This is a genomic window from Stenotrophomonas sp. C9D9, from assembly GCF_056491205.1.
In genome coordinates this window covers 189177-215369 of the sequence record NZ_JBSZIF010000004.1, presented here as the reverse complement: position 1 = coordinate 215369, position 26193 = coordinate 189177, and the positions used below count along the sequence as shown (strand labels likewise).

Here is a 26193-nt window from a genome sequence, read left to right as displayed (position 1 = left end):
CTTACCCTCCGAACAGCTTGCTGAAGAAGCCCTTCTTCTCGACGTTGGTGAAGCGCATCGGGCGTTCTTCGCCAAGGATGCGCGCGACGGCGTCTTCATAGGCCTGGCCGGCAGCGGATTCGACATCCAGGATGACCGGCTCGCCCTTGTTGGAGGCGTTGAGCACGTCGCCCGATTCCGGAATCACGCCGATCGCCTTCAGGCCGAGCACTTCCTCGACGTCGGCGATGCTCAGCATCTCGCCGCTTTCCACGCGCAGCGGGGTGTAGCGGGTCAGCAGCAGGAAGGCCGGCACGTCCTGGCCCGATTCGGCCTTGTGGGTCTTCGAGTCGAGCAGGCCGATGATGCGGTCGGAGTCGCGCACCGACGACACTTCCGGGTTCACCACCACCACCGCGCGGTCGGCGAAGTACATCGCCAGGAAGGCGCCCTTCTCGATGCCGGCCGGGGAGTCGCAGATGATGTAGTCGAAGCCGTCGGCAGCCAGGTCCTTCAGGACCTTGCCCACGCCTTCCTGGGTCAGCGCGTCCTTGTCGCGGGTCTGCGAGGCAGCCAGCACGTACAGGTTGTCGAAACGCTTGTCCTTGATCAGGGCCTGCTTGAGGGTCGCTTCGCCGTGCACGACGTTGACGAAGTCGTACACCACGCGGCGTTCGCAGCCCATGATCAGGTCGAGGTTGCGCAGGCCGACGTCGAAGTCGATCACCGCCACCTTCTTGCCGCGCCGCGCCAGGCCGCAGGCCAGGCTCGCGCTGGAAGTGGTCTTGCCGACGCCGCCCTTGCCGGAGGTGACTACGATGATTTCAGCCAAAGGACTTCTCCTGGTTCTGCATGAGTTTGGTGCTGCGTCAGTCCAGCGCAGCGATCTTGATCTGGTCCTGTTCCAGCCACACCTGGACGGCCTTGCCGCGCAGGTTGTCCGGAACATCGTCCAGTACCTTGTAGTGGCCGGCAATGGCCACCAGTTCCGCATGGAAATCACGGCAGAAGATGCGTGCCGCGGTGTTGCCCTGGGCCCCTGCCAGCGCGCGGCCGCGCAGGGTGCCGTAGATATGGATGCTGCCGTCGGCGATGACTTCGGCGCCGGCGCCGACGGTGGCCATCACGGTCAGGTCGCAGTTTTCCGCGTACAGCTGCTGGCCCGAACGCACGTTGCCCAGCTGCATGCGGCCTGGCTGCGGTGCGGCGGCGTCGGCCACCTTGGCCACCGGCGTTGCCGGGGCCGGCTTCGGTTCGGCACGGGCCGCGCGGCGCGGCTCCGGTGCGGGCGGCGGCGGGGCCGGCTCGGCCTCGGCACGCTCGTACTGCGCGCGGAACTTGGCCAGCAGCGGCAGGCCAAGCTGCTGCGAGAGCAGGTCGATCGCGCTGGTGCCGTAGGCCAGTGCCACCGGCAGCACGCCCGCGCTGCGCAGGCCATCAACCAGCGCCTGCGCGGTGGCCACGTCCGGCACCTGGCTCAGGCCGCCGAAGTCGAGGATCACCGCGGCGCGGCCGAACAGCTTCGGTGCGCGGGTCACGCGCTCGCGCATTTCCTGCACGAGGCGCTCGACATCAAGGGTACGGATGCGCAGGTTGGCGATGCCCACCTGGCCGATCTTCAGTTCACCGGCCTGTTCGTAATCGAAATTCACCGCCACGCTCAGGTCCCCGTCGGCCGCTGTGCCTGCGCCGGCAGCTGCCGGGCGCGTGTCCATGCCACATCCGGCAGCTTGTCGCCGTAGGTCTCCTGGACCCACGGGTAGCTGCACAGTTCCTTGGCCAGCATGCTGGCGCGCACATCGACCTGCGGCATGGTGTTCTGGCCCAGCTCGCGGAAGCCGAAGCTGCCGTGGAAGAGCAGGGCGGCATCGGCGCCATGGTCGAGGAAGACTTCGCAGGTCATCTGCGGGTAGCGCAGCTCGGCGAAGCTCTGCGCGTCGGCATAGAACGCACGGCCGACGCCACCGCCACGACGGCGGCTGGCGACCACGATGCGGTCGATATAGAAGAACGGGGTGTCCAGCTGCTGCTTGAACCAGGCGAAATTGCTGCTGTCGTGCTGGCTGTCGCTGCCGAAGCCGATCAGGAAGCCGGCCAGGTTGCCGTCGCGCTCGGCGACGCGGAAATACTCAGCGGTTTCATAGAACAGGCGCAGGCGGGCCGCATCCAGGGGAAGGATGGCCAGGCCAGCGTTGTTGTTCAAAGCCAGGACGGAATCGAGCTCGTGCTCGCGCACGTCGCGGATGACAATCGACATTGTGACTCCGTGGGGTAACGCGGTTGGTCCATCAAGGGACCCTGCGCACGATTATTGCATGCCCGGGGTGGGCTGCGGCATGAACAGGCGACCGGGCAGGCATGACTTCCGTGGGGTGCGGTGCGCAGGCGCGGCCCGTAGAGTGCTGGCATGTTGGGAGTCCTCAGCCATACCCGCGTCCTCCGCCTGGCCGGCCTGTTCACCTGGGTCATGGTCGGCCTGCCCCTGGCGTACTCGCAGTTCGAGAACCTGCACAGCCGCGGTGACATGGGCGGCTGGGCGATCCTGCTGTTCGTCGCCTACCTGTCCTTCGGCACCGCCTACTACTGGCTGACCCGCATCCTGCGCAGCGACAGCCACACCAGCTGGCTGGACCGCGGCCTGCTGCTGTTGCTGACGGTCTCGGCGCTGGGGGTCAGCTTCCTCAGCGGCTCGGGCCTGGGCAGCATCCTGATGATGGTGGCGGCCGGGGTCATCCCGTGGATGCTGTCGGTACGGCTGGGGGTGCTGTGGCTGCTGGTCAGCCAGCTGGCGGTGGCGCCGGTCTACTACATGCTGCTGCGCTTCCCGCTGTTCGAAGCGGTGATGCAGTCGCTGCTGTACGGCGGCTTTTCCATGTTCATCTTCGTGACCAGCCTGGTCGCGCGGCAGCAGACCGAGGCCCGCGACGAGCAGCGCCGGCTCAATTCGGAACTACGGGCCACCCGTGCCCTGCTGGCCGAGAGCGCGCGGGTCAACGAGCGCACCCGCATTTCGCGCGAGCTGCATGATCTGCTGGGCCACCAGCTGACCGCGCTGACCCTGAACCTGGAGGTCGCCGGCCACCTGGCCGAGGGCCAGGCGCTGGATCACGTGAAGCGCTCGCACGCGTTGGCCAAGCTGCTGCTGGGCAACGTGCGCGAGGTGGTCAGCCAGCTGCGCGAGACCGGTGCCATCGATCTGGCCGCGGCGCTGCGCCCGCTGACCGAGAACGTGCCCTCGCTGGACATCCAGCTGGAGATCGAGGATCCGCTGAACGTGGAGGACCCGCAGCGGGCCCACGTGCTGCTGCGCTGTACCCAGGAGATCATCACCAACGCGGTGCGCCACGCCGGCGCCCGCCACCTGTGGATCAGGGTGTACCGTGAAGCCCCCGACCGGGTGGTGGTGGAGGCCCGCGACGACGGCGTCGGCGCGGATATGGTCAATGTGGGCAATGGCTTGCGCGGCATGCGCGAGCGCCTGCAACAATGTGGTGGCCAGCTGCAGATCGAAACCCGTCCCGGTGAAGGCTTCCGGCTGCGGGCGACGGTGCCGGCAACGGTGCTGGTGGCGGCCCTTACAAAGGTTCCTGAAGGAGTGCGTTGATGATTCGCGTCTGCCTGGTCGACGACCAAACCCTGGTGCGGCAGGGAATCCGCTCCCTGCTGGCGCTCGACGACGGCATCGAGGTGGTGGCCGAGGCCGGCGACGGCCGGCAGGCGGTCGAGCTGATACCGCAGGTGCGCCCCGACGTAGTGCTGATGGACATGCGCATGCCGGTGATGTCCGGCCTGGAGGCACTGCAGGTGCTGTCGCGGCAGGAACAGCTGCCGCCGACCATCATCCTCACCACCTTCGACGACGATCAGCTGGTGCTGGCCGGGCTCAAGGCCGGTGCCAAGGGCTACCTGCTCAAGGATGTCACCCTGGCGCAGCTGGTCGGTGCCATCCGCACCGTGGCCGACGGCGGTTCGCTGGTGCAGCCGGCGGTGACCCAGCGCCTGCTGTCCGGCCTGGAGCACATGCGCAACGAGTTCGTCAGCCTGGACCGCCCGGACCCGCTGACCGACCGCGAGACCGAGATCCTGCGGCTGATGGCCAGTGGCTTCTCCAACAAGGAGATCGCCAATTCGCTGGGCGTGGCCGAAGGCACCATCAAGAACCACGTGTCCAACATCCTTTCCAAGCTGGGCGTGCGCGACCGTACGCGTGCCGTACTGAAGGCGTTCGAACTCCAGCTGGTCTGAGGAAAATCGTTCAAGTACAACGACTTGGATGGTGGTCGGGGGTTTCCGCCAAGGTTGCCCCCTACTTGCCGGGTAGCGGTATGCGTTACCCTTCGAATTCTTTGTCCATACAAATACGCAGCCGGCAGGGAAACCGGTGCGCCAATCCCGATAAACAATGCCCGCGAAGCCTGCTAGGATTGGCGCTTCGCTTCAATCAACCCGGCCGTGGGATCGGCCCCGGAGACTCTCTGAATGACCCGTATTATCGAGTTCCTGATCGCCTTGGGGATCGTGGCTGGCCTGTTCGTCATCATTGGCGTATGTCTGCCGGGCGAGCGTCACATCACCGAAAGCATCGAGACCAACCGCAAGATGACGATCGTGTACGACACGGTCAGCAGCCTGCGCCGCTTCAAGGACTGGAACCCGCTGGTACTGCGCGATCCCGCCGTTGAACTGAAGCTGTCCGGCCCCGCCTCCGGTACCGGTGCCACCCTCGACTTCACCTCCAAGGACCTGGGCACCGGTTCCTGGAAGATCACCGAAGCCGAAGAGAACAAGCGTGTTGTGATCGCCATCGAAGACGCCACCAAGGGTCACGACAAGGTCACCACCTTCAGCCTGGAGCCGACCGGCAAGGGCGGTCGCAACGTCAAGATCACCCAGGACTACTCGGTGAAGTACGGCTTCGACCTGTTCGGCCGTTACGCAGGCCTGTATGTCAGCCGCCAGATCGGCGACGACATCAAGATGGGTCTGTCGCGCATGGCCAACATGCTCGCCAGCGTTCCGAACGTCGACTACCGCACGCCGGAAGCCCCGCTGACCGACCTGGCCATTGTTGAAGTGCCGGCCGAGAACCTGCTGGTCGTCAACGCCGGCAACGTGGACCGCGGCCAGGACACCATCACCAAGTCCATCAAGGACAACCAGGAGTGGATCAAGCGCGTGATGGAGGCCAATGGCCTTGAAGCCGCCGGTCCGTTCCGCATCATCACCACCGACTTCGGCCAGGAGAAGTACGCCTTCGACATCGCCCAGCCGGTGAAGAAGAAGGGTGCTGAAGGCGCTGCTGCCGACGAGCTGACCGTCAAGATCGACGGCGGCGCTCCGGTCAAGTACGTGCACGTTGCTCCGCACCGTTCGGCGCATGCGGCCTACACCGGCCACATGGCGGGTCTGGACGTGGCCCGCAACGGCCTGCGTGCCTGGGCCGTGACCTCGGGCAACGAAGTCATCGACCGCCCGTACGAAACCTGGAAGGACGGCATCGACAAGTCGTTCACCCCGGAAGCGACCTACGACATCTACTGGGCCGTCAAGTAAGCCTCGGCTGACCCATGTAGTGTTGGACACGAAAACGCGCCGCTCATTGCGGCGCGTTTTTTTTGATCTGGCGCCCGGCAAGGGGCGCTGCGCAAGGAGCCCTCATGTTCAATCTCGAACGTCGTGCGCGTAAGCCGTCCCTGTTGGCCTGCCTGGGTGCGCTGCTGGCCGCTGCCTCGATCGGCCTGTCTGCCTATGCATCGCATGGCGTGGCCGATCCGCTGGCGCAGCAGCATCTGAACATGGCGGCGCTGTATGCGTTCGCGCATGGTGCGGTACTGGTGGCGCTTGGTCCGCGCGCGCACGGGGCGATCGCGCACCTGGCGCTGTACGTGCTGCTGCTGGGCGTGCTGCTGTTTTCCGGCAGCCTGGTGGGCGGGGCGCTGTGGCAGTGGCCGACGCGGATGGCACCGATCGGTGGCACCAGCATGATGGCTGGATGGGTGCTGCTGGCGATCAATGCGTTGAGGCGGTGACTGAGTCGACGTTGTCGCCTCAATCCATGCTGATGCGATCTGCAGCGTTCAGGGGCGTTACTTTTCTTTTCGCGCGAAAAGAAAAGTAACCAAAAGAAACGCGCCGCCGGCCGCGAGCCGATGCTGCGCATCGGTACCCTGTGCTCCTCGGCCCGTCGAGGGACGGTGCGGAGAGCAGCCGAGCATGGCTCGGCTCTACAGAATCGCAAGCACCTCTTCGCCCTCGCCGGACCTGCGGTGCTCGGCTCGCTTGAAGGCGGACCCAACAGCCGCGCGCTGATCCGTTATAGAGGCTTCGAGCGAAGCGACCCGCTTTTGTCTTTGCTCTCTTGTTCCATTCCGTGGCGGACGCACACGGAAACTGTCAGAGGCCGGGCGGGTGGGCTGGGCTGGGCTGGGGTATCCGCGCCATGGATGGCGCGGCTAAGCCTCCAGGGGCGGATTCACGGCGTCCCCTGCCCAGCCTACCCGCCCGGACAGCTCCATGAATTTCGCCGTGCAGCCGCCACGAGGGGCTCAGCCGTTGGCCGGTCTCCAGCACCAGTGCCAGGGTTCGTAGACGATGCCGTGCGGGTTGTCGCGTGGGTAGCTCAGATGGTAGCCGTGCGTGCTGGCATGGGTCTGCAGCCACGCGAAGGCGTCTGTGGCTTCGAACGATTCTTCGGCCGGGGCATCGCCCGGTGTGCCGATGTCCAGTGCATGGCCGCTGTGGTGTTCGCTGAAACCCGGCGCGGCATTGACCTTCAGGATCTCCGTCACGCTCAGCCCGCGTGCAAGCTTCCGTTCGAAGATGCCCAACTGGTAGGCATGGCTGCGGAAACCGGAGATTGCATCCAGTGCGATGCCATCCCGCGCGGCGTGCAGGCGCATCCGTCGCCAGCCCTGTGCGGCACCACGGCGCAGCCATAGCGGGCGGGCGAAGCGGTCGCGGCCAGCGAAGTGCAGCAGGCACGGTTCCGGTTCCAGGGGCAGGCCGCTGTCATCGGCATAGCGCTGCACATCCAGGCCAAGCTGCTGTAGCCGCTGCTGCAGCCCGGCCAACGGAAGCCAGTGTTCTTCCAGCGCAGCGCCGAAGGGGCGGGCAGCGGTGGCGTCGAGCAGCGCCAGTGCGTCCTCGACCCCGGGCTCGCGCGGCAGGCGCGGCACCATCGAATGCACGCCGTGCGGCAGTACGGCCGCCAGATAGCGGCCATCGCGCTTGCGTCGCAGTACCCAACGCGCCTGCGACAGCAGGCGTGCATCCAGGTTGCTGCGTGCACGCAGCAGGTGGGCCGGCCACAGCTCGATGGCCTCGGTATTGATCAGCAGGGGCGGGCGTCGTTGCATCGCCGCAGCTTACTGCCGCAGCGCCGGCGCGGCCACCTTGCGCAGTGCGTCCAGCAGCACCTGCGGCCGGTCCAGGCTGAGCAGCAGCGTGCTGCCATCGCTGACCGGCAAGGCGAGAACGCGCGTTCGGTCGGTGACCAGCGCAAACCCCTTGCCGCCGCCCTGCAGGCGGAAGTGGCCGGAATAGAAACCCGGCATCGCATAGCCGTTGGTCTTGAAGCGGATGCCATAGCGGGGGTCACGCTGCAGGTCGACCACCTCGGCCTGGTCCAGCCGCAGCTGTGCCACCGGAACGCGGCGGCGGTACATCGTCGAGCGCACATCCAGTACGTCGTCGGCCAACTCCACCCGGCGGCGGAAGAAGGCCGCGCCCAGCACGATGCCGAGCGCGGCAATCACCAGCAGGCTCCAGGCGGCGCTGCCGCCCATCCGGAACCAGGGCGGCGACAGCGTTACTTCGATCCAGGGCGTCGTCGCCGGTGCCTTGTACAACTGCGCATACAGGCAGGCCACGAACGCGGCGAGCAGGGGCAGCACGATCCACAGCACGCGCAACGGCGAGCTCTCGGCCACCTCGTACTGTTTCGGATCGCTGGCGCCCATGGCTCAGGCCTCCTTCTTGAATACCAGCATCGCCGGGCGCATCGGTGCGGGGATGATGATGTTGACCAGCTCCCAGCCCAGCTGGCCCTGGCGGCTCAGTTCGCTCTGGATGTCCTCGGCCTTGAGCAGGCCCATCATGGACGTCTTGACCTCGATGGTCTGGTAGCTCCAGCGCTTGCTCATTCCTTGTCCTCCGAAGATGGCGTGGGTTTCGGCAGGCGTCCTGCCTTGCGCAGGGCGTCGCGCAGCACGTATTCGATCTGTGCGTTGAGGCTGCGCAGCTCGTCGTCAGCCCAGCGCTGCGCGGCGGCCAGGACGTCGGCGTTGATGCGCAGCGGGTAGGCTTTCTTCTCACTCATGCAAGCTCCTGGCGGGGCGGTGGGGCGCCCCGTTGCGAGGGTGGTTCAGTACAGCGAACCGGCGTTGACGATCGGCTGGGTGCCGCGGTCCGAGCACAGCACGGTCAACAGGTTGCTGACCATGTGCGCCTTGCGTTCCTCGTCCAGCTGCACCACGCCGTTCTTCTGCAGTTCGGCCAGGGCCATTTCGACCATGCCGACCGCACCGGCCACGATGCGCGTGCGTGCGGCGATCACCGCGTTGGCCTGCTGACGCTGCAGCATCGCCTGGGCGATTTCGGCGGCGTAGGCGAGGTGGCTGATGCGCGCGTCGATCACCTGCACGCCGGCATCGGCCAGGCGCTCGGCCAGTTCGTTCTTCAGGTGCTGGGAGATCTCGCTGGCATGGCTGCGCAGGGCCAGCTGGCCATCCTCATGCTGGTCGTACGGATAGCTGGTGGCCATCGCGCGCAACGCCGATTCGGACTGGATGTGCACGAAGCTCTCGTAGTCGTCCACGTTGTAGACCGCTTCGGAGGCATCGACCACCTGCCAGACGATCACCGCGGCGATCTCGATCGGGCTGCCGTCCAGCTCGTTGACCTTCAGCTTGCCGCTCTCGAAGTTGCGCACGCGCTGGCTGACCCGCCGCTTGGCAAAGAAGGGGTTGTTCCAGCGCAGGCCGTTGTCCTTCACGGTACCCACGTACTTGCCGAACAGGCTCAGTACCGCCGCCTGGTTGGGCTGGATGGTGTACAGGCCGGCCAGGATGAACACGCCCAGCGCCACCAGCAGGGCGCCCAGCAGCATCAGCAGCAGGTTGGGCGAGCCGGTGCTGGCCTTGGCTGCCACGCCCAGTACGAACAGGGCTGCGCCGGCGAGGGCGACGAGCAGGGCGCCGGCCAGCGTGCCGAGGCCGTTGAGGGAAGACAGCGACTTCTCTTTCATGGCGGTACGTCCTTGAGGGTTCGGAGAGAAGATATCAAAGTGATATCACTTGTCGACTACCGTTCGTCGGATGCCATGGCCGGGACGGTCGGCCAGCTAGAATGCCCACCCGCCTTCACATCGCTGCTGGAACCGCCATGGCCAAGCTTGGAACTCCGTTGTCCCCCTCCGCCACCCGCGTGCTGCTGCTGGGCTCGGGCGAACTCGGCAAGGAGGTGGCCATCGAGCTGCAGCGGCTGGGTGTGGAAGTGATCGCCGCCGACCGCTATGCCGATGCCCCGGCCATGCAGGTCGCGCACCGCTCGCACGTGATCGACATGCTCGATGCGATGGCCCTGCGTGCCCTGATCGCCCAGGAGCAGCCGCACCTGGTGGTGCCGGAGATCGAGGCCATCCATACCGAGACCCTGGTCCAGCTGGAGCAGGAGCAGGGCCTGCGGGTGATCCCGACCGCGCGCGCCGCCCGCCTGACCATGGACCGAGAGGGCATCCGCCGCCTGGCCGCCGAAACCCTGGGCCTGCCGACCTCGCCGTATCGCTTCGTCGATACCGAAGCCGAGTACCGCGCCGCCGTGGCCGCCATCGGCCTGCCGTGCGTGGTCAAGCCGGTGATGTCGTCTTCGGGCAAGGGCCAGAGCACCCTGCGCAGCGAGGCGGACATCGCCCCGGCCTGGGACTACGCGCAGACCGGTGGCCGCGCCGGTGCCGGTCGCTGCATCGTCGAGGGCTTCATCGATTTCGATTACGAGATCACCCTGCTCACCGTGCGCCATGCCGGTGGCACCTCGTTCTGCGCGCCGATCGGCCATCTGCAGAAGGACGGCGATTACCGCGAAAGCTGGCAGCCGCAGCCGATGTCGAGCAAGGCGCTGGCGCGTGCCGAAGAGATCTCGCGTGCGATCACCGATGACCTCGGTGGCTGGGGCCTGTTCGGCGTCGAGCTGTTCGTGAAGGGCGACGAGGTGTGGTTCAGCGAAGTGTCGCCGCGCCCGCACGACACCGGCCTGGTGACGCTTGTTTCGCAGGAACTGAGCGAGTTCGCGCTGCACGCGCGCGCCATCCTCGGCCTGCCGATCCCGGTGATCCGCCAGAGCGGCCCGTCGGCCTCGTGCGCGCTGCTGGCACACGGCGAGGGCGTGCCGTACTTCAACAACGTCGCCGCCGCCCTGCAGGTGCCGGACACCGCCGTGCGCCTGTTCGGCAAGCCCAGCGTGCATGGCCATCGCCGCGTCGGCGTGACCCTGGCGCGCGCGGAAACCATCGACGAAGCGCGTTCGATCGCACGTGACGCCGCCGACGCCATCGGCGTCGAACTGCGCCCGTAAAGCAAAAAGGGGACGGAGGGGATTAAGTCGCTTTTCCACAAACGACTTAATCCCCTCCGTCCCCTTTTTGTGTGGGGCTACGGCTTCACATCCACCCACACCAGGTGGTGGTCGCTGCCGTCGGCGATCTTCGCTTCCGGGCTTTCATTGGCCGGCCAGAAGATGCCGCTGCCCACGTATTCGAAACCGGTCGAGGGCAGCACGTAGTCCAGGCGCATGGTGCCGGACTTCGGGCCGAAATCGCCGGTGGCGTGGAACGGTGCGCCCTTGCGCTCGATGCCCTTGGCCGCATAGGCCAGGCTGGTCTGCTCGCCACCGACGCTGCGTGGGGTGGGGTAGCGCAGCACGCGGGCGTTCTCGATCAGTTCGACGATCGCCTCATGGCGGCCATCGCCGTCGACCGGGTCGTTGTTGAGGTCGCCGAGGATCACGAAGCGCGCGTCCTGCGCCAGGCCGCCGCACTGGCCCTTGTCGTCGCACAGCCACGGCTTGTCACCCTTGGACAGGTATTCCTGCCACAGGCGCAGTTCGTCGTGGTTGCGCGCCGCGTTGCGCTTTTCCGGGCCGTCGAACACCGGCGGGGTCGGGTGCGAGACCAGCGCGTGCACCACACCGGCCGGGGTCTTCACCGGCACGTCCCAATGCGACTTCGACGACAGCCGCAGCTGCGACCACACGTGGTCGTTGTAGAAGCTCTTGCCGGTGCGCGGGTCGACCGGACGGATCGCCCCCGGCATCGCGCTCCACTTCAGCAGCTGGAAGCTGCGCACCTTGGCTTCATCGATCGGGTAGCGCGACAGCACCAGCATGCCGTACTGGCCCGGGTGCAGGCCGTAGCCCCAGGCGTCGTTGCCGCGGCTGCGGCCTTCGCCGCCGACCACGCCGTTGTTGTCCAGGTCCAGGCCGCTGGGCACGCCGGTATTGACCGGCGCCAGGTAGCGGTAGGCGAAGTGCAGCGGCTTGCCGCCACCGGGCTGGGCGACGTCCAGGTAGCGCTTCTGGAACAGGTCGGCGGCGCGATGCGCATCGTCGAAGTCGAATTCATTCAGCAGCACCAGGTCCGGGCGCACCTGCTGCAGCACCGCGGCGATCTTGCGTGCGTGCTCGCTGTCGCCTTCCAGTTCCTTGATCAGGCCACCGGCGTCATCGGAGTACAGCGAGGTGTTGTAGGTGGCCAGGCGCAGCGCGCCGGACGGCTTTTCGGTCATCGCAGGGGACGTGGCGAAGGCGGGGGCGGTGGCGCCGCAGAGCAGGGCCAGGGCGAGGATCAGGGGTTTGGCGTTCATGGGCCGTATTGTGCACCCGGCCCGGTGTCAGCGGTTTGTCAGCGCCCGTCCAGATCCTTGTCGAAATCGTGCCAGCGGCGGCCATCGTAGGCCTCCAGCGGATGGAAGCGGCGCTTGTAGTCCATCTTCTGGTGGCCGCGGATCCAGTAGCCCAGATACACGTGCGGCAGGCCCTCGCGGCGGGCCCATTCGATCTGCTGCAGGATCGCGAAGGTGCCCAGCCCGCGTGCGGCGTGGTCCGGGTCGAAGAAGGTGTAGACCGCCGACAGGCCATGCTCGGTGACGTCGGTCACCGCCACCCCCAGCAGCTGGCTGGGCTGGCCGTCGTGGCCGGGCAGGCGCATCTCCATGAAACGGGTATGCGACCAGCTGCCGATCAGGAACTGCTCGAACTCGTGCGGGCCGTGGTCGTCCATGCCGCCATTGGCGTGGCGGTGGGTGAGATAGCGGTGGTACAGCGCGAACAGGTCGTCGCGGGCGGTGGCGGCGGTGATCCGCACCTCCAGGTCGTCATTGCGGGCGGCACAACGGCGCTGGCTGCGGTCCGGGGCGAAGCGCGCCACCGGGATGCGCACCGCCACGCAGGCCTGGCAGTGCGCGCAATGCGGCCGGTAGACCAGGTCGCCGCTGCGGCGGAAGCCCCAGCTCAGTGCCAGCGGGTACAGGCCGCCAAGGCGGCGATCGTGCGGGTCCAGCACCAGGTCGCGCGCCACCCGGTCCGACCAGTACCCGCAGGGGTGCTCGCCGGTCTGGAAAAGTCGCAGTTCGTCGTCTCTGTCGCCATGTATCGCCATGGGCACAGCATAGCCCCAGCCTGTCGCAGTGGCGGCGACTGTCCGCCGGATGAATGGAACCGGCAGTGGCGTCAACCGATGTCGCGCCCGGGCGTTGTTGTTCCCCGAGGGTGAAGTGATCACCCCGACGCTGTTCCCATCCCCAGGAGTGACCTCATGATCCGTACCCCCCTGCTGCTGGCCCTGCTGCTCGGCACCTCTGCTTCCGGTATCGCGCTGGCGGCCGACACCCCGACCACGCCGGCGCAGCGCCCGGCCAAGCTGGACACCAACGGCGACGGCGTGATCGACCGCAGCGAGGCCGCTGCCAACCCGCGCCTGGCCGCGAAGTTCGACGAGCTGGACAAGAACAAGGATGGCAAGCTCTCGCGCGATGAGCTGCCGCGCTGGCAGCATGGCCGCCGTGGCCACGGCGGTGAGCGCTGGGCCAAGCTGGACGTCAACAAGGATGGCCGCATCAGCCGCGAGGAAGCCAAGGCCGACCCGCGCCTGGCCGCACGCTTCGACCAGCTCGATCTCAACAAGGACGGCTACCTGGACAAGGCCGACCGCGAGCTGCGCATGAAGCAGCGCCGTGACGCCTGGTTCGCTGCCGCCGACACCAACAAGGATGGCCAGCTGAGCAAGGCCGAGTTCGATGCGGCCAAGGGCCCGATGCACGGTGGCCCGCGCCACGGCGGTCCGCGCGATGGCGCCGCGCCGAAGCCGCAGCGCTGAGTTTCAATGCAGTGATTGATGACAACGCCGGCGCACTGCCGGCGTTGTCCGTTACAGGCGGCCGCTGCGCATCAGTGAGTACACCACCAGCGCGATGACCATCAGGTTCATGGCGATGATGCCGGTGCGGCCATACATGGACTCGTATTTCCAGTTGGTCCCGCTGCGGCCGCGCCGCGCCGAATCACGCGCGATCATCGGCGCCATTACCCGCTGCAGCGGCACCAGGCACTGGTAGTTGACCACGCCCAGGCCGACCGCCAGCACCGCCAGCTGTGCCCAGACCGGCGCCTGCAGCATCACAGCCAGCAGGATCGCCAGGCACCAGAACATGCCGGTGAGGATGTTGAGGTAGAGGAACCGGCGAACATCGGCGCGCTCGGACGCCGTTTCGGTGTACGACATCAGGAAGCGTCCGCCCAGGTAGCTGCCGATCGCACCACCGACCACGCCACCGATCACCGCCCCCCAGCTTTCGGCCGGCAGCACGTGCAGCTGGCCCAGCGTGGCAGTCAGCGAGCCCATCGCAGTGCCTCCGGCAGCGCTGGCACCGCCGAGGCCAAGCTTGCTGCCGCCGATGCCGACGCCGGTGCCGAGCAGGATCGCGGCACTGGCGGTGCCGGGCGCGGCCACCAGCACCATCGACACCACAGCGGTGGCGAATGCGGCGCTCGGCGCGCTGCTGCGCGCGAATTCGCCGAAGCGCTGCAGCAGGCCGTCGCGCACCAGGGCGCGGGCACGCGACAGGCGCTTGCGCACGGCGGCGTCACTGAGCCCGAGCAGGTCGGCCACCTGCTGCGAGCGTTGGCCTTCGCGGTAGTACAGCAACAGCACTTCGCGGCTGTCGGCGGGGAGTGCGGAAATGATGTCCTCGGCGGCGATCTCTTCTTCCACCCGTTGCAGGCGGTCGGCCGCGCCCGGGGCCGGGTCGGCCGCCATGCCCATCGCCACTTCGGCCGCTTCGCCGGTCAGCGGCCGGCCACGTTGTGCACGCAGCCAGTCGCGGGCCAGGTTGCGGGTGATCTGCCGCAGCCAGGGCAGGAAGCTGGTCGAGCTGCGCAGCTGGTGCAGCTGCTGCCAGCCCTTCACGAAGGCCTCCTGGGCGATGTCCTCGCTGGCCTGGCGGTCGCGGGTGATGGCCAGGGCGATGGCGGTGACCGTGTTCTGGCAGGCCAGCACGATGCGGCCGTAGGCATGCTGGCAACCGCTGGCGGCGGCGGGCAGTTCGCGTTCCAGGGTCTGGTCGATCGATGCGGCGAACGTCGTCATGGCGGCGGCTCTCCTGCTGGGATTGTGTCCCATGACGGAGCCGCGCGCCGTTTGTGACCGAAAAAAGGGGACGGAGGGGAATTAAGTCGTTTGTGGCACAAACGACTTAATTCCCTCCGTCCCCTTTTTCACCCGCGAATTATTTCGAGGGCTGGATGCGGACCCGGACTTCTTCCTCTTCGGGTGCGGCCTGCGGGGCCGGTTGCGTCTGCTGCGGCTGGGGCTGCGGGGCGGGGTCCGGAGCTGCCGGAGCCGGGGCGCCGCGATGGCGCAGGCCGATCACCAGTGCCACGCCGGCGATCATCACCAGCAGGGCGATGCGGATGCGCCAGGCCCAGCTGCGACCACCGCTGCCCTGTTCCGGTGCGTCGCGGAAGGCGAATTCGGCGGTCGGATGGTCGCGGCGGGTGGTGTCGAGCAGGCGCGCCTCACGCAGGATTTCGCGCGCGCGCGGCTGGTCGTCGGCGCGCACGATCCACACCGCCGGGTAAGCATTGGCATTGCCGAGGTCGGTATAGCTGAACTGGCCGCGGCGGCGGGTCTTGTACGAGCGCCCATTGGTCACCTTGACGTCGATGCCATGCCCGCGCAGGAGCTCGGCCACGCCTTCGACGGTTTCCACGCGCTGGCTGCTGAAGATCTGGCGCATGGGATCAATCCTTCGCCGGTACGGCGGCGGCCGCTGCCTGGTCGGGAACCACGCGGATCAGGCCTTCCTGCGCGGTGCTGGCCACCAGCACGCCATTGCGGGTGAAGAACTGGCCGCGGGCCAGGCCGCGCGAATCCTGCGCGCTGGGGCTGTCCAGCGAGTACAGCAGCCAGTCGTCGGCACGGAACGGGCGGTGGAACCAGATCGCGTGGTCGAGCGAGGCCATCTGCACGTGCGGGTGGTAGTAGCTGATGCCGTGCGGGAACGTGGCAGTGCCCAGCAGGTGGAAGTCGGAGGCGTAGGCCAGCAGCGCCTGGTGCAGCTCCGGCGCATCGCCGACCGGTTCGCTCAGGCGCAGCCACACCTGGTGGTACGGCGGGCGCTTGGGCGGGTTCAGTTCGTCGCGCGGGTAGACGTGGCGGAACTCGAACGGGCCGCCGCGCGACAGCCAGCGCTGCACCTTGATAGGCAGGCGTTCCAGGACTTCGGCCGGCAGCGGCCGGTTCGGTTCGATGTCTTCCGGCTGCGGCACTTCGGGCATCTTGTGCTGGTGCTCGGCGCCGGTCTCGGCCTGCTGGAACGAGGCCGCGCAGAAGAAGATCACCTTGCCGTGCTGGATCGCGGTGACCCGGCGCACCGAGAAGCTGCCGCCGTCACGGGTGCGGTCCACGTCGTAGACGATCGGGTGGTCGATGTTGCCGGCGCGCAGGAAGTAGGCGTGCAGCGAGTGCACGTGGCGGCCGTTGTCGACCGTGGCCTGTGCCGCAGCCAGCGCCTGGCCCAGCACCTGCCCGCCGAACACGTACTTGGTGCCGATGTCGCGGCTCTGCCCGCGGAACAGGTTGTCCTCCAGCCGCTCCAGCGTGAGCAGGTCGATCAGCTCGGAGACGACGGGTTCGGGCGTGTCGTTCAAGGGGGCGGCCACAGCAGTGAGAAGGCCCCGATTATACCGGTCAGGGGTCAGATCCCTTTCGCCTGGCGAAAGGGATCTGACCCCGGGCGGGGGAGCCGCTATTTGCCGAGGCGCGCCACCAGCGCCTGCAGCGCATTCTGGGCGTCCGGGGCAAACCAGGCCTCGACGAAGCGGTCGAGCTGGATCAGGTCCGGCTGTAGCGCCACATGCAGGTCGGCACGAGCGATGGCGCGGGTCAGCAGCATCGGCTGCCGCGGCTGCTTGAGCAGGTTTTGCAGCCAGGCCACGGCACGCGCGACCACCAGGTCACCCTCGGCCAGTTCATCGACCAGGCCGATCTGCACCGCCTGTTCGGCCGGCACCAGCGAACCGGTGGTCAGCAGGACGCCGGCGCGGTGCACGCCCACGGCACGGCGCAGCAGGCGCTGGATGCCCTCCGGCGCGATCAGGCCCACCTGGACTTCGTTCAGGCCGATGGCATACGGCCGCGACGGATCGGCGCTGCGCGCCATCACCCGGTAGTCGCAGCACAGCGCCAGCACGCAGCCGCCGGCCGGGGCGTGGCCGGTGATCGCCGCGACCACCGGGATGCGGCTCTCGGCCAGTGTGCGCACGGCGCCAAAGAAGGCGTTCCAGGTGTCCAGCAGCTTGTGCTTGTCATCGCCATGCGAGAGCAGGTGCGGCACGTCCATGCCGCCGGTGAAGATCCGCTCGCTGCCCGACAGCACGATGCCGTGCGCGTCTTCGGCCATGGCCAGCTCGATGGCATGGATCAACTGCCGGCACAGTTCGGTGTCCAGTGCGTTGACCGGCGGCCGCGCCAGGCGCAGTTCGCGGATGGGGCCATGGTTGATCACCTCGATGAGCGTCGTCATGCTGCGGTCTCGTTGCGAAGAAGGAACCTGGGCGATGATAACCAAACCATTCGTTGGCGTACTGTGGGTTCTGTGTGCGGCTGCAGCATCGGCCTCGGCGGCGGAACCGGCCTGCGTCACGGTGGAGCAGGGCTGGGCGCGGCTGCCGCCGAATCCGGCGATGCCGATGACCGCCGGCTACGGCGTGATCCACAACGGCTGCAGCAAGGCAGTGGCGATCACCGGCGCGACCAGCAGCAGCTTCGACGATGTGTCGCTGCACGAGACCACGATCACGGATGGGGTCAGCCGGATGCGCGCGATCGAGCGACTGCCGCTGGCGCCGGGCGCACGTGCCGAGCTCAAGCCCGGCGGCCTGCACCTGATGTTGATGCAGGGCAAGGGTGCGCTGAAGGAAGGGCAGGTGGTACCGCTACGGCTGCAGCTGGAAGGCGGCGAAGCGAGTGCGACGTTGACCGTGCGCAAGGCTGCGAAATGACGATCGGGTAGTGCCGGCCGCTGGCCGGCAGCACAGGAAATGCCGGCCAGCGGCCGGCACGACCATGGGGTCTTACGACCAGTCGTACGAGAACAGCACCGTGCGGCTTTCCGGCTCGTACAGCATCACGATCGCATCGGCGCCGGTCGCGCACCAGTTGTAGCCGGCTACGTCGGCCACGGCGAAGAACTTGTTGCCATTGCGGGTGATGATCACCGTTTCGGCATCGTCCGCAGCATTGGGGTCATCGGCAGCCTCGGTAAAGCCCAGTTCGAAGGCCGCGGGAATTTCTGCGGTTTCGGTCCAGTTGCCGAAACCGATCGGGCCACCCAGCGTATCCAGGTAATCGCGCTCGCTGGCTTCACCCTTGCCGTAGCGCGAGTAGCAGGCGAGGCGGCCATGCGTGGCGTGGTAGTCGCGTGCCCTGGCGTAGCTGTCGCGCATCTGCGCGATGTGTTCCTGCGCGTCCTTGTCCTGCACCGCGTCGCCGATGAAATAGTCCTCGTTGCCGAGGAAGCGCATCTCGTTGCCGGCGGTCAGTTCGAAGGCGATCCAGTTGGTGCCGGTGAAATCGTTGTGGTGTTCTCCGGTGGTCTCGCCGATGCAGCCGTCGTAGGGCTCGATCGGGCACAGCATCGTCGCCACCTGGCCGGCCAGTTCCGGGCGCAGCACACCCAGGTCGATCTTCAGCAGCGGCAGCAGGTGCTGGCCGAGCCAAGCCTGGTCGGCGGGAAAGACGTCGGTGGGGAAGGGAACCATGCCGGGCAGCAGGTCGCTCAGTTCAGTCTGGTGGATCATGTCAGTCCTTTGAATTGGATCGGTAGTGCCGGCCGCTGGCCGGCAAGCTCATTACCGCCGAAGCGTGCCGACCAAGGTCGGCACCTACCAGGGCATTTCAGCTGGAGGCGCTGCGGATCGCCTCCGGCAGCGGTGCGCTCTTGCCGGTCTGGGTATCCATCCACACCACCACCACGTTGCCGTCCGAGTACAGCTTCGACTCGTCCTGCTGGTCGACGATGCGGTGGCCGATGGTCACGCTGCTGTTGCCCAGGCGCTCGACGAACAGTTCGACCAGGATGTCGTTGGGCCACACGATCGGCAGCCGGTAGTTGACGTTGGTCGCGGCCACCACCGGCGCGATGCGGTCGGTCATCGACACGCCGTCCACGCCCAGCATCCAGCGCACGCGCGCTTCTTCCAGGTAGGAGATGTACTTGGCGTTGTTGACGTGTCCCATACTGTCCATGTCACGCCAGCGCACGCTGATCGGTATGCGGGCCAGGATCTTGTGTTCGCTGCTCATCAGGCGTCCTTCTTCTTCGACGTGCTCTTGCTGGCCTTGCCGGTGCTCTTGGCGGCCACGGCCTTCTTCGCCACCTTGGCAGGCTTTTCAGGCTTCACCTTGCGCGGCGGACGCGCATCGGGCTTGTTGGCCACGGCGGCCGGCTGCTCGGGGCGCGCGCTGGTGGACGGCAGCATGCGGGCCAGGAACTGGCCGGTGTACGACTGCGGGCAGGCCGCCACGTCTTCCGGCGTGCCGGTGACCAGGATGGTGCCACCGCGGTGGCCGCCTTCCGGACCCAGGTCGACGATCCAGTCGGCGGTCTTGATCACGTCCAGGTTGTGCTCGATCACCACCACCGTGTTGCCTTCGTCGCGCAGCTTGTGCAGCACGCCCAGCAGCGCTTCGATGTCGTGGAAGTGCAGGCCGGTGGTCGGCTCGTCGAGGATGTACAGGGTGCGCCCGGTATCGCGGCGCGACAGTTCCTTGGACAGCTTCACGCGCTGTGCCTCACCACCGGACAGCGTGGTCGCGCTCTGGCCCAGCTTGATGTAGCTCAGGCCGACGTCGACCAGTGTTTCCAGCTTGCGTGCGATCGACGGCACCGGCTCGAACAGCCTCAGTGCATCCTCGACGGTCATTTCCAGCACGTCGTTGATGTTGAAGCCCTTGTACAGGATCTCCAGCGTTTCGCGGTTGTAGCGCTTGCCATGGCAGACATCGCACGGCACGTACACGTCCGGCAGGAAGTGCATCTCGACCTTGATCAGGCCGTCGCCCTGGCAGGCTTCGCAGCGGCCACCGCGCACGTTGAAGCTGAAACGGCCCGGCGAATAGCCGCGCGCACGCGCTTCGGGCACCTGTGCGAACAGTTCGCGCAGGGGAGTGAACAGGCCGGTGTAGGTGGCCGGGTTCGAACGTGGAGTGCGGCCGATCGGCGACTGGTCGATGTCCACCACCTTGTCGAACAGGTCCAGGCCATCGATCTCCTTGTATGGGGCGATCGGGTGCGAGGAACCGTTGATCTCGTTGGCGGCCAGCGAGAACAGGGTGTCGTTGATCAGGGTCGACTTGCCGGAGCCGGACACACCGGTCACGCAGGTCAGCAGGCCCGACGGAATCGCCAGGTCCACGCCCTTCAGGTTGTTGCCGCTGGCCCCGCGCAGGTGCAGGGTCATCTTCGGGTTCGGCTTGTGCCGGCGCGCGGGGATCTCGATCGCACGCTTGCCCGACAGGTACTGGCCGGTCAGCGAACGCGGTGCCTCCAGGATGTCCTGCAGGGTGCCCTGGCCGACGATCTCGCCGCCATGCACGCCCGCGCCCGGGCCGATGTCCAGCACGTAGTCGGCCAAGCGGATCGCATCCTCGTCATGCTCGACCACGATCACCGTGTTGCCGAGGTCGCGCAGGCGGGTGAGGGTGCCGAGCAGGCGTTCGTTGTCGCGCTGGTGCAGGCCGATCGACGGCTCGTCGAGCACGTACATCACGCCGACCAGGCCGGCACCGATCTGGCTGGCCAGGCGGATGCGCTGTGCCTCGCCACCGGACAGGGTGTCGGCCTTGCGCTCCAGGGTCAGGTAATCCAGGCCCACATCGACCAGGAAGCCGAGGCGCTCACCGATCTCCTTGACGATCTTCGAGGCGATCTCGCCACGCCAGCCCGGCAGGCTCAGTTCGCTGAAGAACTTCAGCGCCTCGTCGATCGGCAGCACCACCAGGTCCGGCAGCGGGCGGTCGGCCACGAACACGTTGCGTGCCGCCTTGTTCAGGCGCGCGCCATGGCATTCCGGGCACGGCTGTTCGCTGATGTACTTGGACAGTTCTTCGCGCACCGCCGGCGATTCGGTTTCCTTGTAGCGGCGCTCGAGGTTGGGAATGATGCCTTCGAAGCGGTGCTTGCGCTGGGTGCGGCCACCGGCTTCGGTGAAGTAGGTGAAGGTGATCGCTTCATCGCCACTGCCGTACAGCACGGCCTGCTGCACGTTCTGCGGCAGCGAGTTCCACGTCGCGTCGACATCGAACTTGTAGTGCTTGGCCAGCGAGGCGATCAGCTGGAAGTAGTAGGCATTGCGGCGATCCCAGCCGCGCACCGCACCGGCGGCCAGCGACAGCTCGGGATGCACCACCACGCGCGACGGATCGAAGAATTCGGCCATGCCCAGGCCATCGCAGCCGGGGCAGGCGCCCATCGGTGCGTTGAACGAGAACAGGCGCGGTTCCAGCTCCGGCAGCGAGTAATCGCAGACCGGGCAGGAGTACTTGGAGGAGAACAGGGTCGGCGCGGTCTCGGCCTTGTCCAGGCTCTGCACCGAGGCCATGCCGTCGCCGAGTTTCAGCGCGGTCTCGAAGCTCTCGGCCAGGCGCTGCTTGATGTCCTCGCGCGGGCGGAAGCGGTCGATCACCGCTTCGATGGTGTGCTTCTGGCGCAGTGCCAGCGGCGGCACCGCGTCGATTTCATGCAGCTCGCCGTCCACGCGCACGCGCACGAAACCCTGCGCGCGCAGCTGGTCGAACACCTGGGCGTGCTCGCCCTTGCGGTCGCGGATGACCGGGGCCAGCAGCATGTAGCGCTGTTCCGGGTCCAGGGTCAGTACCTGGTCGACCATCTGGCTGACCGTCTGCGCTTCCAGCGGATAGCCGTGGTCCGGGCAGCGCGGGGTGCCGACGCGGGCGTACAGCAGGCGCAGGTAGTCGTAGATCTCGGTGATCGTGCCGACGGTCGAGCGCGGGTTGTGTGAGGTCGATTTCTGCTCGATCGAGATCGCCGGGGACAGGCCCTCGATGTGGTCCAGGTCCGGCTTTTCCATCACGCTCAGGAACTGGCGCGCATAGGCCGACAGCGACTCGACATAGCGGCGCTGGCCTTCTGCATAGATGGTGTCGAACGCCAGCGAGGACTTGCCCGAGCCGGACAGGCCGGTGATCACGATCAGCTTGTCGCGGGGCAGGTCGAGGTCGAGGTTCTTCAGGTTGTGCGTCCGCGCGCCGCGGATGCGGATGAAATCCATCGCCATGGGGGATCCGGTTGTGGGGGCGTTGGCTGGGTGCCGGGCCAGCAGGGAACGGCAATCGGTCAGCCTACCGAGGTGACCAGATGGGGGCAATGGGCGACAATGCCAGCCCCGTGTCTCACCTTGTGAGACGGGCCGTCAGGCAGGGGTCAGATCCCTTTTCACGGGGTGGAATGGGATCTGGCCCCGTCCCGGCGCCCCCCTTTGCGGGGCCCCCCGGCCGTTCAGGGGTTGACTTGACCCGCGCCGGCTGATCTGCGTACAATCCCGCTCCTGTCCGCCCTCGATGGCGGCAGCTCAGACCACAATAACTACAGAGGAAGGCCTGGTCATGTACGCAGTACTGGTCACCGGCGGTAAGCAATACCGCGTGGCGCAGGGCGAAAAGCTCCGCATTGAAAAGCTCGAAGTCGAAGTCGGCAGCGAGATCAAGTTTGACAACATCCTGATGCTGGGTGACAGCGACGGCGTGAAGCTGGGCGATGCGCTGAAGGGCGCTGCCGTCACCGCCAAGGTCCTGTCCCAGGGTCGTGCTGACAAGGTCCGGATCATCAAGTTCCGTCGCCGCAAGCACCACATGAAGCGTCAGGGTCACCGTCAGTACTACACCGAAATCGAGATCACCGGCATCGCCGGCTAAGCATCAGGAGAAGCAGTCATGGCACATAAAAAGGGCGTAGGCTCCTCGCGCAACGGTCGCGACTCCAACCCGAAGTACCTGGGCGTCAAGATCTTCGGCGGCCAGGCCATCGAAGCCGGCAACATCATCGTGCGTCAGCGCGGCACCCAGTTCCACCCGGGTTCGGGCGTTGGCCTGGGTCGTGACCACACCCTGTTCGCCCTCGTGGACGGCAAGGTGGAGTTCTCGGTCAAGGGCGCCAAGAAGCGTCGCACCGTCAGCATCGTCTCGGCCGACGCCTGATCCAGGCATCGCCGGCACCCGTGCCCCGGCATGGGAGTGCTGCATGAAGAGCCCCGCTTCGGCGGGGCTTTTCGTTAGAGTGGACGCAAGACCGGCCAGGCCGGGCTGCCGGCCATCGGCAGGCATAACATTCAAGGCGGCGGCCGGCAGGCCACGCCCATCGCAGGCATCGAAACAATGAAACTGGTAGACGAAGCAGAAATCGAAGTGTTCGCCGGCAACGGCGGCAACGGCTGCATTGGCTTCCGTCGCGAGAAGTTCATTCCGCTCGGCGGCCCGGACGGCGGCGACGGCGGTGCGGGCGGCAGCGTGTACATCCGCGCCGACGAAAACCTGAACACCCTGGTCGACTTCCGCCATGACCGCATCTTCAAGGCGCAGCGCGGCGAGAACGGCATGGGCCGCCAGGCCTATGGCAAGGGCGGCGAAGACCTGACCATCACTGTGCCGGTCGGCACCGTGGTCATCAACGTTGCCACCGATGAAGTCATCGGCGACCTGACCCAGCACAACGACCGTCTGCTGGTGGCCCGGGGTGGCCGCGGCGGCCTGGGCAACATGCACTTCAAGAGCTCGACCAACCGCTCGCCGCGCCAGGCGCTGCCGGGTGAGCCGGGTGAGGAGCGCACGCTGAAGCTGGAGCTGAAGCTGCTGGCCGACGTCGGCCTGCTGGGCTTCCCCAATGCCGGCAAGAGCACCCTGATCCGCGCCGTTTCGGCGGCGACGCCGAAGGTGGCCGATTACCCGTTCACCACGCTGTACCCGAACCTGGGTGTGGTGAAGGTGGAGAACTACCGCAGCTTCGTGATCGCCGACATTCCGGGCCTGATCGAAGGTGCGGCGGACGGCGCCGGCCTCGGTGCGCAGTTCCTGCGCCACCTGCAGCGCACCCGCCTGCTGCTGCACCTGGTGGATATTTCGCCGATGGAAGGTGGCGTGGAAGGCATTTCGCCGGTGGAGCAGGTGCGTGCGATCGAGCGCGAGCTGGAGAAGCACGATCCGGAGCTGCTGAACAAGCCGCGCTGGCTGGTGCTGAACAAGGCCGACCTGATGTTCGAGGACGAGGCGCAGGCGGCAGCCGAGCAGATCGTCGCCGAGCTGGGCTGGAAGGAGCCGTGGTTCCTGGTCTCCGCGCTGGGCCGCGAAGGCACCTTCCCGATCATGAGCCGGATCATGGCCTTCTTCGATCGCCAGAAGGAAGATGAGCTGGAAGCCCGCAACGCGCAGTGATGCTGTTGTGGTTCCATGCGGAAAACCCGGCTTCGGCCGGGTTTTTTGTTGCCCGGTAGTGTCGGCCGCTGGCCGGCAGTTCGCTGGAGTTGCCGGCCAGCGGCCGGCACTACCGGATCGCGCGGTCCCTGTGGATCGCCAGGATCGCAGGCAACAAAAAACCCGGCCGGGGCCGGGCTTTTGTCTGCAGCCCAACCCCGAAGGGCAGGGCGGCAACGCCGGATCAGGCGGCCTTGAGGGCCTTGATGCGGTCGTTCAGGCGGCTCTTGTGGCGAGCAGCCTTGTTCTTGTGGATCAGGCCACGCGCGCTGAAGCGATCCAGGATCGGCTGGGCAACGGCGAAGGCGGCTTCGGCGCCGGCGGCATCGTTGGCGTCCAGCGCCTTGATCACTTTCTTGACGGCGGTGCGCAGCATCGAGCGCTGAGCCACGTTGCGCGCGTTGCGCACGACGGTCTGCTTGGCGCGCTTCTTGGCGGACTTGATATTGGCCACGGTGGTGGTTTCCTGAAAAAATCGGTGTTATGGGAACAGCAAGCTAGCTAGTATGATGGCGTAAGAAATGCACGTCAAGTCGATTGTCAAGAGGGACGCTGAGTGAGTTCACCCAAGTTGTTGCGGGGCCTGCTGTCGTTCAGCAGCATGACCATGGTCTCGCGCGTTCTCGGACTTGTCCGGGACTTCGTGGTGACCACCACGTTCGGCACCAACGCCATCACTGATGCTTTCTGGGTCGCCTTCAGGGTACCCAATTTCCTGCGCCGGTTGTTCGCCGAAGGGTCTTTCGCCACCGCTTTCGTGCCGGTGTTCACGGAAGTGAAGGAAACCCGCAGCCATGCCGAGCTGCGCGAACTGATGGCCCGGACCGCCGGCACCCTGGGCGGGGTGCTGATGCTGGTCACCGCGCTGGCGCTGATCTTCGCGCCGCAGCTGGCCTCGGTCTTCTCAAGTGGTGTTGATACCGATCCGGTGAAGCAGGGCCTGCTGGTCGACCTGTTCCGCCTGACCTTCCCGTTCCTGCTGTTCGTCTCGCTCACCGCGCTGGCCGGTGGCGCGCTGAACAGCTTCCAGCGCTTTGCCATGCCGGCGCTGACCCCGGTCATCCTCAACCTATGCATGATCGCCGGTGCACTGTGGCTGGCACCGCGGCTGGGCGGCACCCCGGAAAAGCAGATCCTGGCGCTGGGCTGGGCGGTGCTGGCTGCCGGCCTCCTGCAGCTGCTGTTCCAGCTGCCCTCGTTGAAGGGCATCAACCTGCTGACCCTGCCGCGCTGGGGCTGGAGCCATCCGGGCGTGCGCAAGGTGATGACGCTGATGGTGCCGACCCTGTTCGGTTCGTCGGTGGCGCAGATCAACCTGCTGTTGGATACGGTGATCGCGGCCAAGCTGACCGACGGCTCGCAGTCCTGGCTGTCGCTGGCCGACCGCTTCCTGGAGCTGCCGCTGGGTGTGTTCGGCGTGGCGCTGGGCACGGTGATCCTGCCGGCCCTGGCCCGCCACCACGTCAGTACCGACCGCGAGGGCTTCTCGCGCTCGCTGGACTGGGGCCTGCGGATGACCCTGCTGATCTCGGTGCCGGCCATGCTGGGCCTGCTGCTGCTGGCGGAGCCGCTGATCGCGACCATCTTCCAGCACGGCCAGTTCAGCGCCTTTGATACCCGCATGACCGCGCTGTCGGTGTACGGTCTCAGCTTCGGACTGCCGGCGTTCGCACTGCTCAAAGTGGTGCTGCCGGCCTTCTATGCCCGCCAGGACACCAAGACCCCGGTGCGCGCCGGTGTGGCTGCGCTGGTGGCCAACATGGTGTTCAACTTCATCCTGCTGGCCGTGCTGTACCAGGTGATGGTGCCGGACGCGCTGAAGGCACAGGGCGTGATGGCGGCCATCGGCAAGCAGCCGGGCCTGCACCTGGCACTGGGCATCGCCAGCGCGCTGTCCAGTTACCTGAACCTGGGCCTGCTCTGGTACTGGCTGGGCAAGACCGAGGTCTACCAGCGCCGGCCGGGCTGGGGCGGCTATCTGGTACGCCTGGTGCTGGCCTGTGCGGCCATGGTTGGCGTGTTGCTGGCCCTGCTGCACTGGCTGCCGGGCTTCTCGGCGATGAGCGTGTGGGAGCGGATCGGTGCCCTGGCGCTGCTGGTCGGCGGCGGTGGCGCGACCTATGCGGTGGCCATGCTGGCGATGGGCTTCCGCCCGCGCGACCTGCGCGGGCATTGATCGC

29 protein-coding genes are annotated in these 26193 nt (G+C 66.8%); 11 read left to right on the top strand and 18 right to left on the bottom strand.

The genetic code is table 11. The features are described from left to right. Position 1: 1 nt before the first annotated feature. Genes minD through ACXI0D_RS06355 form a run of 3 tightly spaced genes read right to left on the bottom strand, consistent with a single transcriptional unit; the run spans position 2 to position 2236 of the window. The gene (gene minD / locus ACXI0D_RS06365; RefSeq protein ID WP_005415682.1) at positions 2 to 811 is read right to left on the bottom strand and encodes a septum site-determining protein MinD; all 810 of its coding nucleotides are present in this window, start codon (positions 809 to 811) and stop codon (positions 2 to 4) included. A 37-nt stretch (positions 812 to 848) separates the two neighbouring features. Continuing rightward, positions 849 to 1694, bottom strand: a complete 846-nt coding sequence (minC, locus tag ACXI0D_RS06360; protein WP_014036356.1) for a septum site-determining protein MinC — start codon at positions 1692 to 1694, stop codon at positions 849 to 851. Continuing rightward, positions 1640 to 2236, bottom strand: coding sequence for a GNAT family N-acetyltransferase (locus tag ACXI0D_RS06355; RefSeq protein ID WP_014036357.1), 597 nt, complete (start codon positions 2234 to 2236; stop codon positions 1640 to 1642). The genes minC and ACXI0D_RS06355 overlap by 55 nt, the downstream gene beginning before the upstream one ends. Before the next feature lie 150 nt (positions 2237 to 2386). Between ACXI0D_RS06355 and ACXI0D_RS06350 the strand changes: the two genes are divergently transcribed. The 4 genes from ACXI0D_RS06350 to ACXI0D_RS06335 all read left to right on the top strand — a co-directional run bounded on the left by ACXI0D_RS06350 (position 2387) and on the right by ACXI0D_RS06335 (position 6008). Beyond that, on the top strand, positions 2387 to 3583 hold the full coding sequence (locus tag ACXI0D_RS06350; RefSeq protein WP_014036358.1) for a sensor histidine kinase: 1197 nt from the start codon (positions 2387 to 2389) through the stop codon (positions 3581 to 3583). Beyond that, complete coding sequence (locus ACXI0D_RS06345; RefSeq protein ID WP_006424175.1) at positions 3583 to 4224, top strand: response regulator; 642 nt, start codon at positions 3583 to 3585, stop codon at positions 4222 to 4224. The genes ACXI0D_RS06350 and ACXI0D_RS06345 overlap by 1 nt, the downstream gene beginning before the upstream one ends. 234 nt (positions 4225 to 4458) lie before the next feature. Then, entirely contained in the window at positions 4459 to 5532 is a 1074-nt protein-coding gene (locus tag ACXI0D_RS06340) for a polyketide cyclase (protein WP_014036359.1), read from the top strand. Positions 5533 to 5636: 104 nt separating this feature from the next. After that, on the top strand, positions 5637 to 6008 hold the full coding sequence (locus tag ACXI0D_RS06335) for a DUF423 domain-containing protein (protein WP_049443743.1): 372 nt from the start codon (positions 5637 to 5639) through the stop codon (positions 6006 to 6008). Between the two features lie 516 nt (positions 6009 to 6524). Here the strand turns inward: ACXI0D_RS06335 and ACXI0D_RS06330 are convergent. From ACXI0D_RS06330 to ACXI0D_RS06310, 5 genes are read right to left on the bottom strand one after another with little or no spacing between them, the layout of a single operon-like run. Then, the gene (locus ACXI0D_RS06330; RefSeq protein ID WP_479642423.1) at positions 6525 to 7334 is read right to left on the bottom strand and encodes a M15 family metallopeptidase; all 810 of its coding nucleotides are present in this window, start codon (positions 7332 to 7334) and stop codon (positions 6525 to 6527) included. Between the two features lie 9 nt (positions 7335 to 7343). After that, the gene (locus ACXI0D_RS06325) at positions 7344 to 7937 is read right to left on the bottom strand and encodes a PH domain-containing protein (RefSeq protein ID WP_479642422.1); all 594 of its coding nucleotides are present in this window, start codon (positions 7935 to 7937) and stop codon (positions 7344 to 7346) included. A gap of 3 nt (positions 7938 to 7940) precedes the next feature. Then, the gene (locus tag ACXI0D_RS06320) at positions 7941 to 8120 is read right to left on the bottom strand and encodes a DUF4177 domain-containing protein (protein WP_005415690.1); all 180 of its coding nucleotides are present in this window, start codon (positions 8118 to 8120) and stop codon (positions 7941 to 7943) included. Next, positions 8117 to 8296, bottom strand: a complete 180-nt coding sequence (locus ACXI0D_RS06315) for a type II toxin-antitoxin system antitoxin (protein WP_005415691.1) — start codon at positions 8294 to 8296, stop codon at positions 8117 to 8119. Before ACXI0D_RS06315 ends, ACXI0D_RS06320 begins: the two co-directional genes overlap by 4 nt. 45 nt (positions 8297 to 8341) lie before the next feature. Further along, on the bottom strand, positions 8342 to 9223 hold the full coding sequence (locus ACXI0D_RS06310; protein WP_049443739.1) for an SPFH domain-containing protein: 882 nt from the start codon (positions 9221 to 9223) through the stop codon (positions 8342 to 8344). Between the two features lie 137 nt (positions 9224 to 9360). On the opposite strand from ACXI0D_RS06310, the gene purT reads away from it, so the two are divergent. After that, positions 9361 to 10548: a formate-dependent phosphoribosylglycinamide formyltransferase gene (purT, locus tag ACXI0D_RS06305; protein WP_479642421.1), complete on the top strand. Its 1188-nt coding sequence runs from the start codon at positions 9361 to 9363 to the stop codon at positions 10546 to 10548. Positions 10549 to 10625: 77 nt separating this feature from the next. On the opposite strand, the gene ACXI0D_RS06300 is transcribed toward purT, so the two are convergent. After that, positions 10626 to 11834, bottom strand: a complete 1209-nt coding sequence (locus ACXI0D_RS06300; protein WP_014036367.1) for an endonuclease/exonuclease/phosphatase family protein — start codon at positions 11832 to 11834, stop codon at positions 10626 to 10628. Positions 11835 to 11872: 38 nt separating this feature from the next. Then, positions 11873 to 12628, bottom strand: coding sequence for an arginyltransferase (locus tag ACXI0D_RS06295; protein WP_014036368.1), 756 nt, complete (start codon positions 12626 to 12628; stop codon positions 11873 to 11875). Positions 12629 to 12784: 156 nt separating this feature from the next. Here ACXI0D_RS06295 and ACXI0D_RS06290 point away from each other — a divergent pair, with 156 nt between their 5' ends. Next, positions 12785 to 13345, top strand: a complete 561-nt coding sequence (locus tag ACXI0D_RS06290; RefSeq protein ID WP_014036369.1) for an EF-hand domain-containing protein — start codon at positions 12785 to 12787, stop codon at positions 13343 to 13345. A gap of 51 nt (positions 13346 to 13396) precedes the next feature. On the opposite strand, the gene ACXI0D_RS06285 is transcribed toward ACXI0D_RS06290, so the two are convergent. The 4 genes from ACXI0D_RS06285 to ACXI0D_RS06270 all read right to left on the bottom strand — a co-directional run bounded on the left by ACXI0D_RS06285 (position 13397) and on the right by ACXI0D_RS06270 (position 17051). After that, on the bottom strand, positions 13397 to 14614 hold the full coding sequence (locus tag ACXI0D_RS06285) for an RNA polymerase sigma factor (RefSeq protein ID WP_119007148.1): 1218 nt from the start codon (positions 14612 to 14614) through the stop codon (positions 13397 to 13399). A gap of 139 nt (positions 14615 to 14753) precedes the next feature. Then, the gene (locus tag ACXI0D_RS06280; protein ID WP_119007147.1) at positions 14754 to 15263 is read right to left on the bottom strand and encodes a pathogenicity-like protein; all 510 of its coding nucleotides are present in this window, start codon (positions 15261 to 15263) and stop codon (positions 14754 to 14756) included. 4 nt (positions 15264 to 15267) lie between these two features. Next, a complete protein-coding gene (gene tesB, locus ACXI0D_RS06275) occupies positions 15268 to 16188 on the bottom strand; it encodes an acyl-CoA thioesterase II (protein ID WP_004148214.1) in 921 nt (306 codons plus the stop codon). An 86-nt stretch (positions 16189 to 16274) separates the two neighbouring features. Beyond that, positions 16275 to 17051, bottom strand: a complete 777-nt coding sequence (locus ACXI0D_RS06270) for an enoyl-CoA hydratase/isomerase family protein (protein WP_087921878.1) — start codon at positions 17049 to 17051, stop codon at positions 16275 to 16277. A gap of 34 nt (positions 17052 to 17085) precedes the next feature. Here ACXI0D_RS06270 and ACXI0D_RS06265 point away from each other — a divergent pair, with 34 nt between their 5' ends. After that, positions 17086 to 17529, top strand: a complete 444-nt coding sequence (locus tag ACXI0D_RS06265; protein WP_479642420.1) for a copper chaperone PCu(A)C — start codon at positions 17086 to 17088, stop codon at positions 17527 to 17529. Between the two features lie 72 nt (positions 17530 to 17601). On the opposite strand, the gene ACXI0D_RS06260 is transcribed toward ACXI0D_RS06265, so the two are convergent. From ACXI0D_RS06260 to uvrA, 3 genes are all read right to left on the bottom strand, one after another. Continuing rightward, a complete protein-coding gene (locus ACXI0D_RS06260) occupies positions 17602 to 18327 on the bottom strand; it encodes an enolase (RefSeq protein WP_119007145.1) in 726 nt (241 codons plus the stop codon). A gap of 97 nt (positions 18328 to 18424) precedes the next feature. Beyond that, positions 18425 to 18832 (bottom strand): acyl-CoA thioesterase, encoded by a 408-nt coding sequence (locus tag ACXI0D_RS06255; protein WP_049443720.1) that lies wholly within the window; start codon positions 18830 to 18832, stop codon positions 18425 to 18427. Then, a complete protein-coding gene (gene uvrA, locus ACXI0D_RS06250; RefSeq protein ID WP_049443718.1) occupies positions 18832 to 21825 on the bottom strand; it encodes an excinuclease ABC subunit UvrA in 2994 nt (997 codons plus the stop codon). Before uvrA ends, ACXI0D_RS06255 begins: the two co-directional genes overlap by 1 nt. 328 nt (positions 21826 to 22153) lie before the next feature. Between uvrA and rplU the strand changes: the two genes are divergently transcribed. From rplU to cgtA, 3 genes are all read left to right on the top strand, one after another. Next, a complete protein-coding gene (gene rplU / locus ACXI0D_RS06245) occupies positions 22154 to 22462 on the top strand; it encodes a 50S ribosomal protein L21 (RefSeq protein ID WP_005408557.1) in 309 nt (102 codons plus the stop codon). Positions 22463 to 22480: 18 nt separating this feature from the next. Beyond that, a complete protein-coding gene (gene rpmA / locus ACXI0D_RS06240) occupies positions 22481 to 22744 on the top strand; it encodes a 50S ribosomal protein L27 (RefSeq protein WP_005415704.1) in 264 nt (87 codons plus the stop codon). Between the two features lie 177 nt (positions 22745 to 22921). Next, on the top strand, positions 22922 to 23974 hold the full coding sequence (gene cgtA / locus ACXI0D_RS06235; RefSeq protein ID WP_432591266.1) for an Obg family GTPase CgtA: 1053 nt from the start codon (positions 22922 to 22924) through the stop codon (positions 23972 to 23974). A gap of 223 nt (positions 23975 to 24197) precedes the next feature. Here the strand turns inward: cgtA and rpsT are convergent, their stop codons facing one another. Then, positions 24198 to 24467, bottom strand: coding sequence for a 30S ribosomal protein S20 (rpsT, locus tag ACXI0D_RS06230; RefSeq protein WP_005408560.1), 270 nt, complete (start codon positions 24465 to 24467; stop codon positions 24198 to 24200). Between the two features lie 117 nt (positions 24468 to 24584). Here rpsT and murJ point away from each other — a divergent pair, with 117 nt between their 5' ends. Then, a complete protein-coding gene (murJ, locus tag ACXI0D_RS06225) occupies positions 24585 to 26189 on the top strand; it encodes a murein biosynthesis integral membrane protein MurJ (RefSeq protein WP_101765116.1) in 1605 nt (534 codons plus the stop codon). Positions 26190 to 26193: the final 4 nt, after the last annotated feature.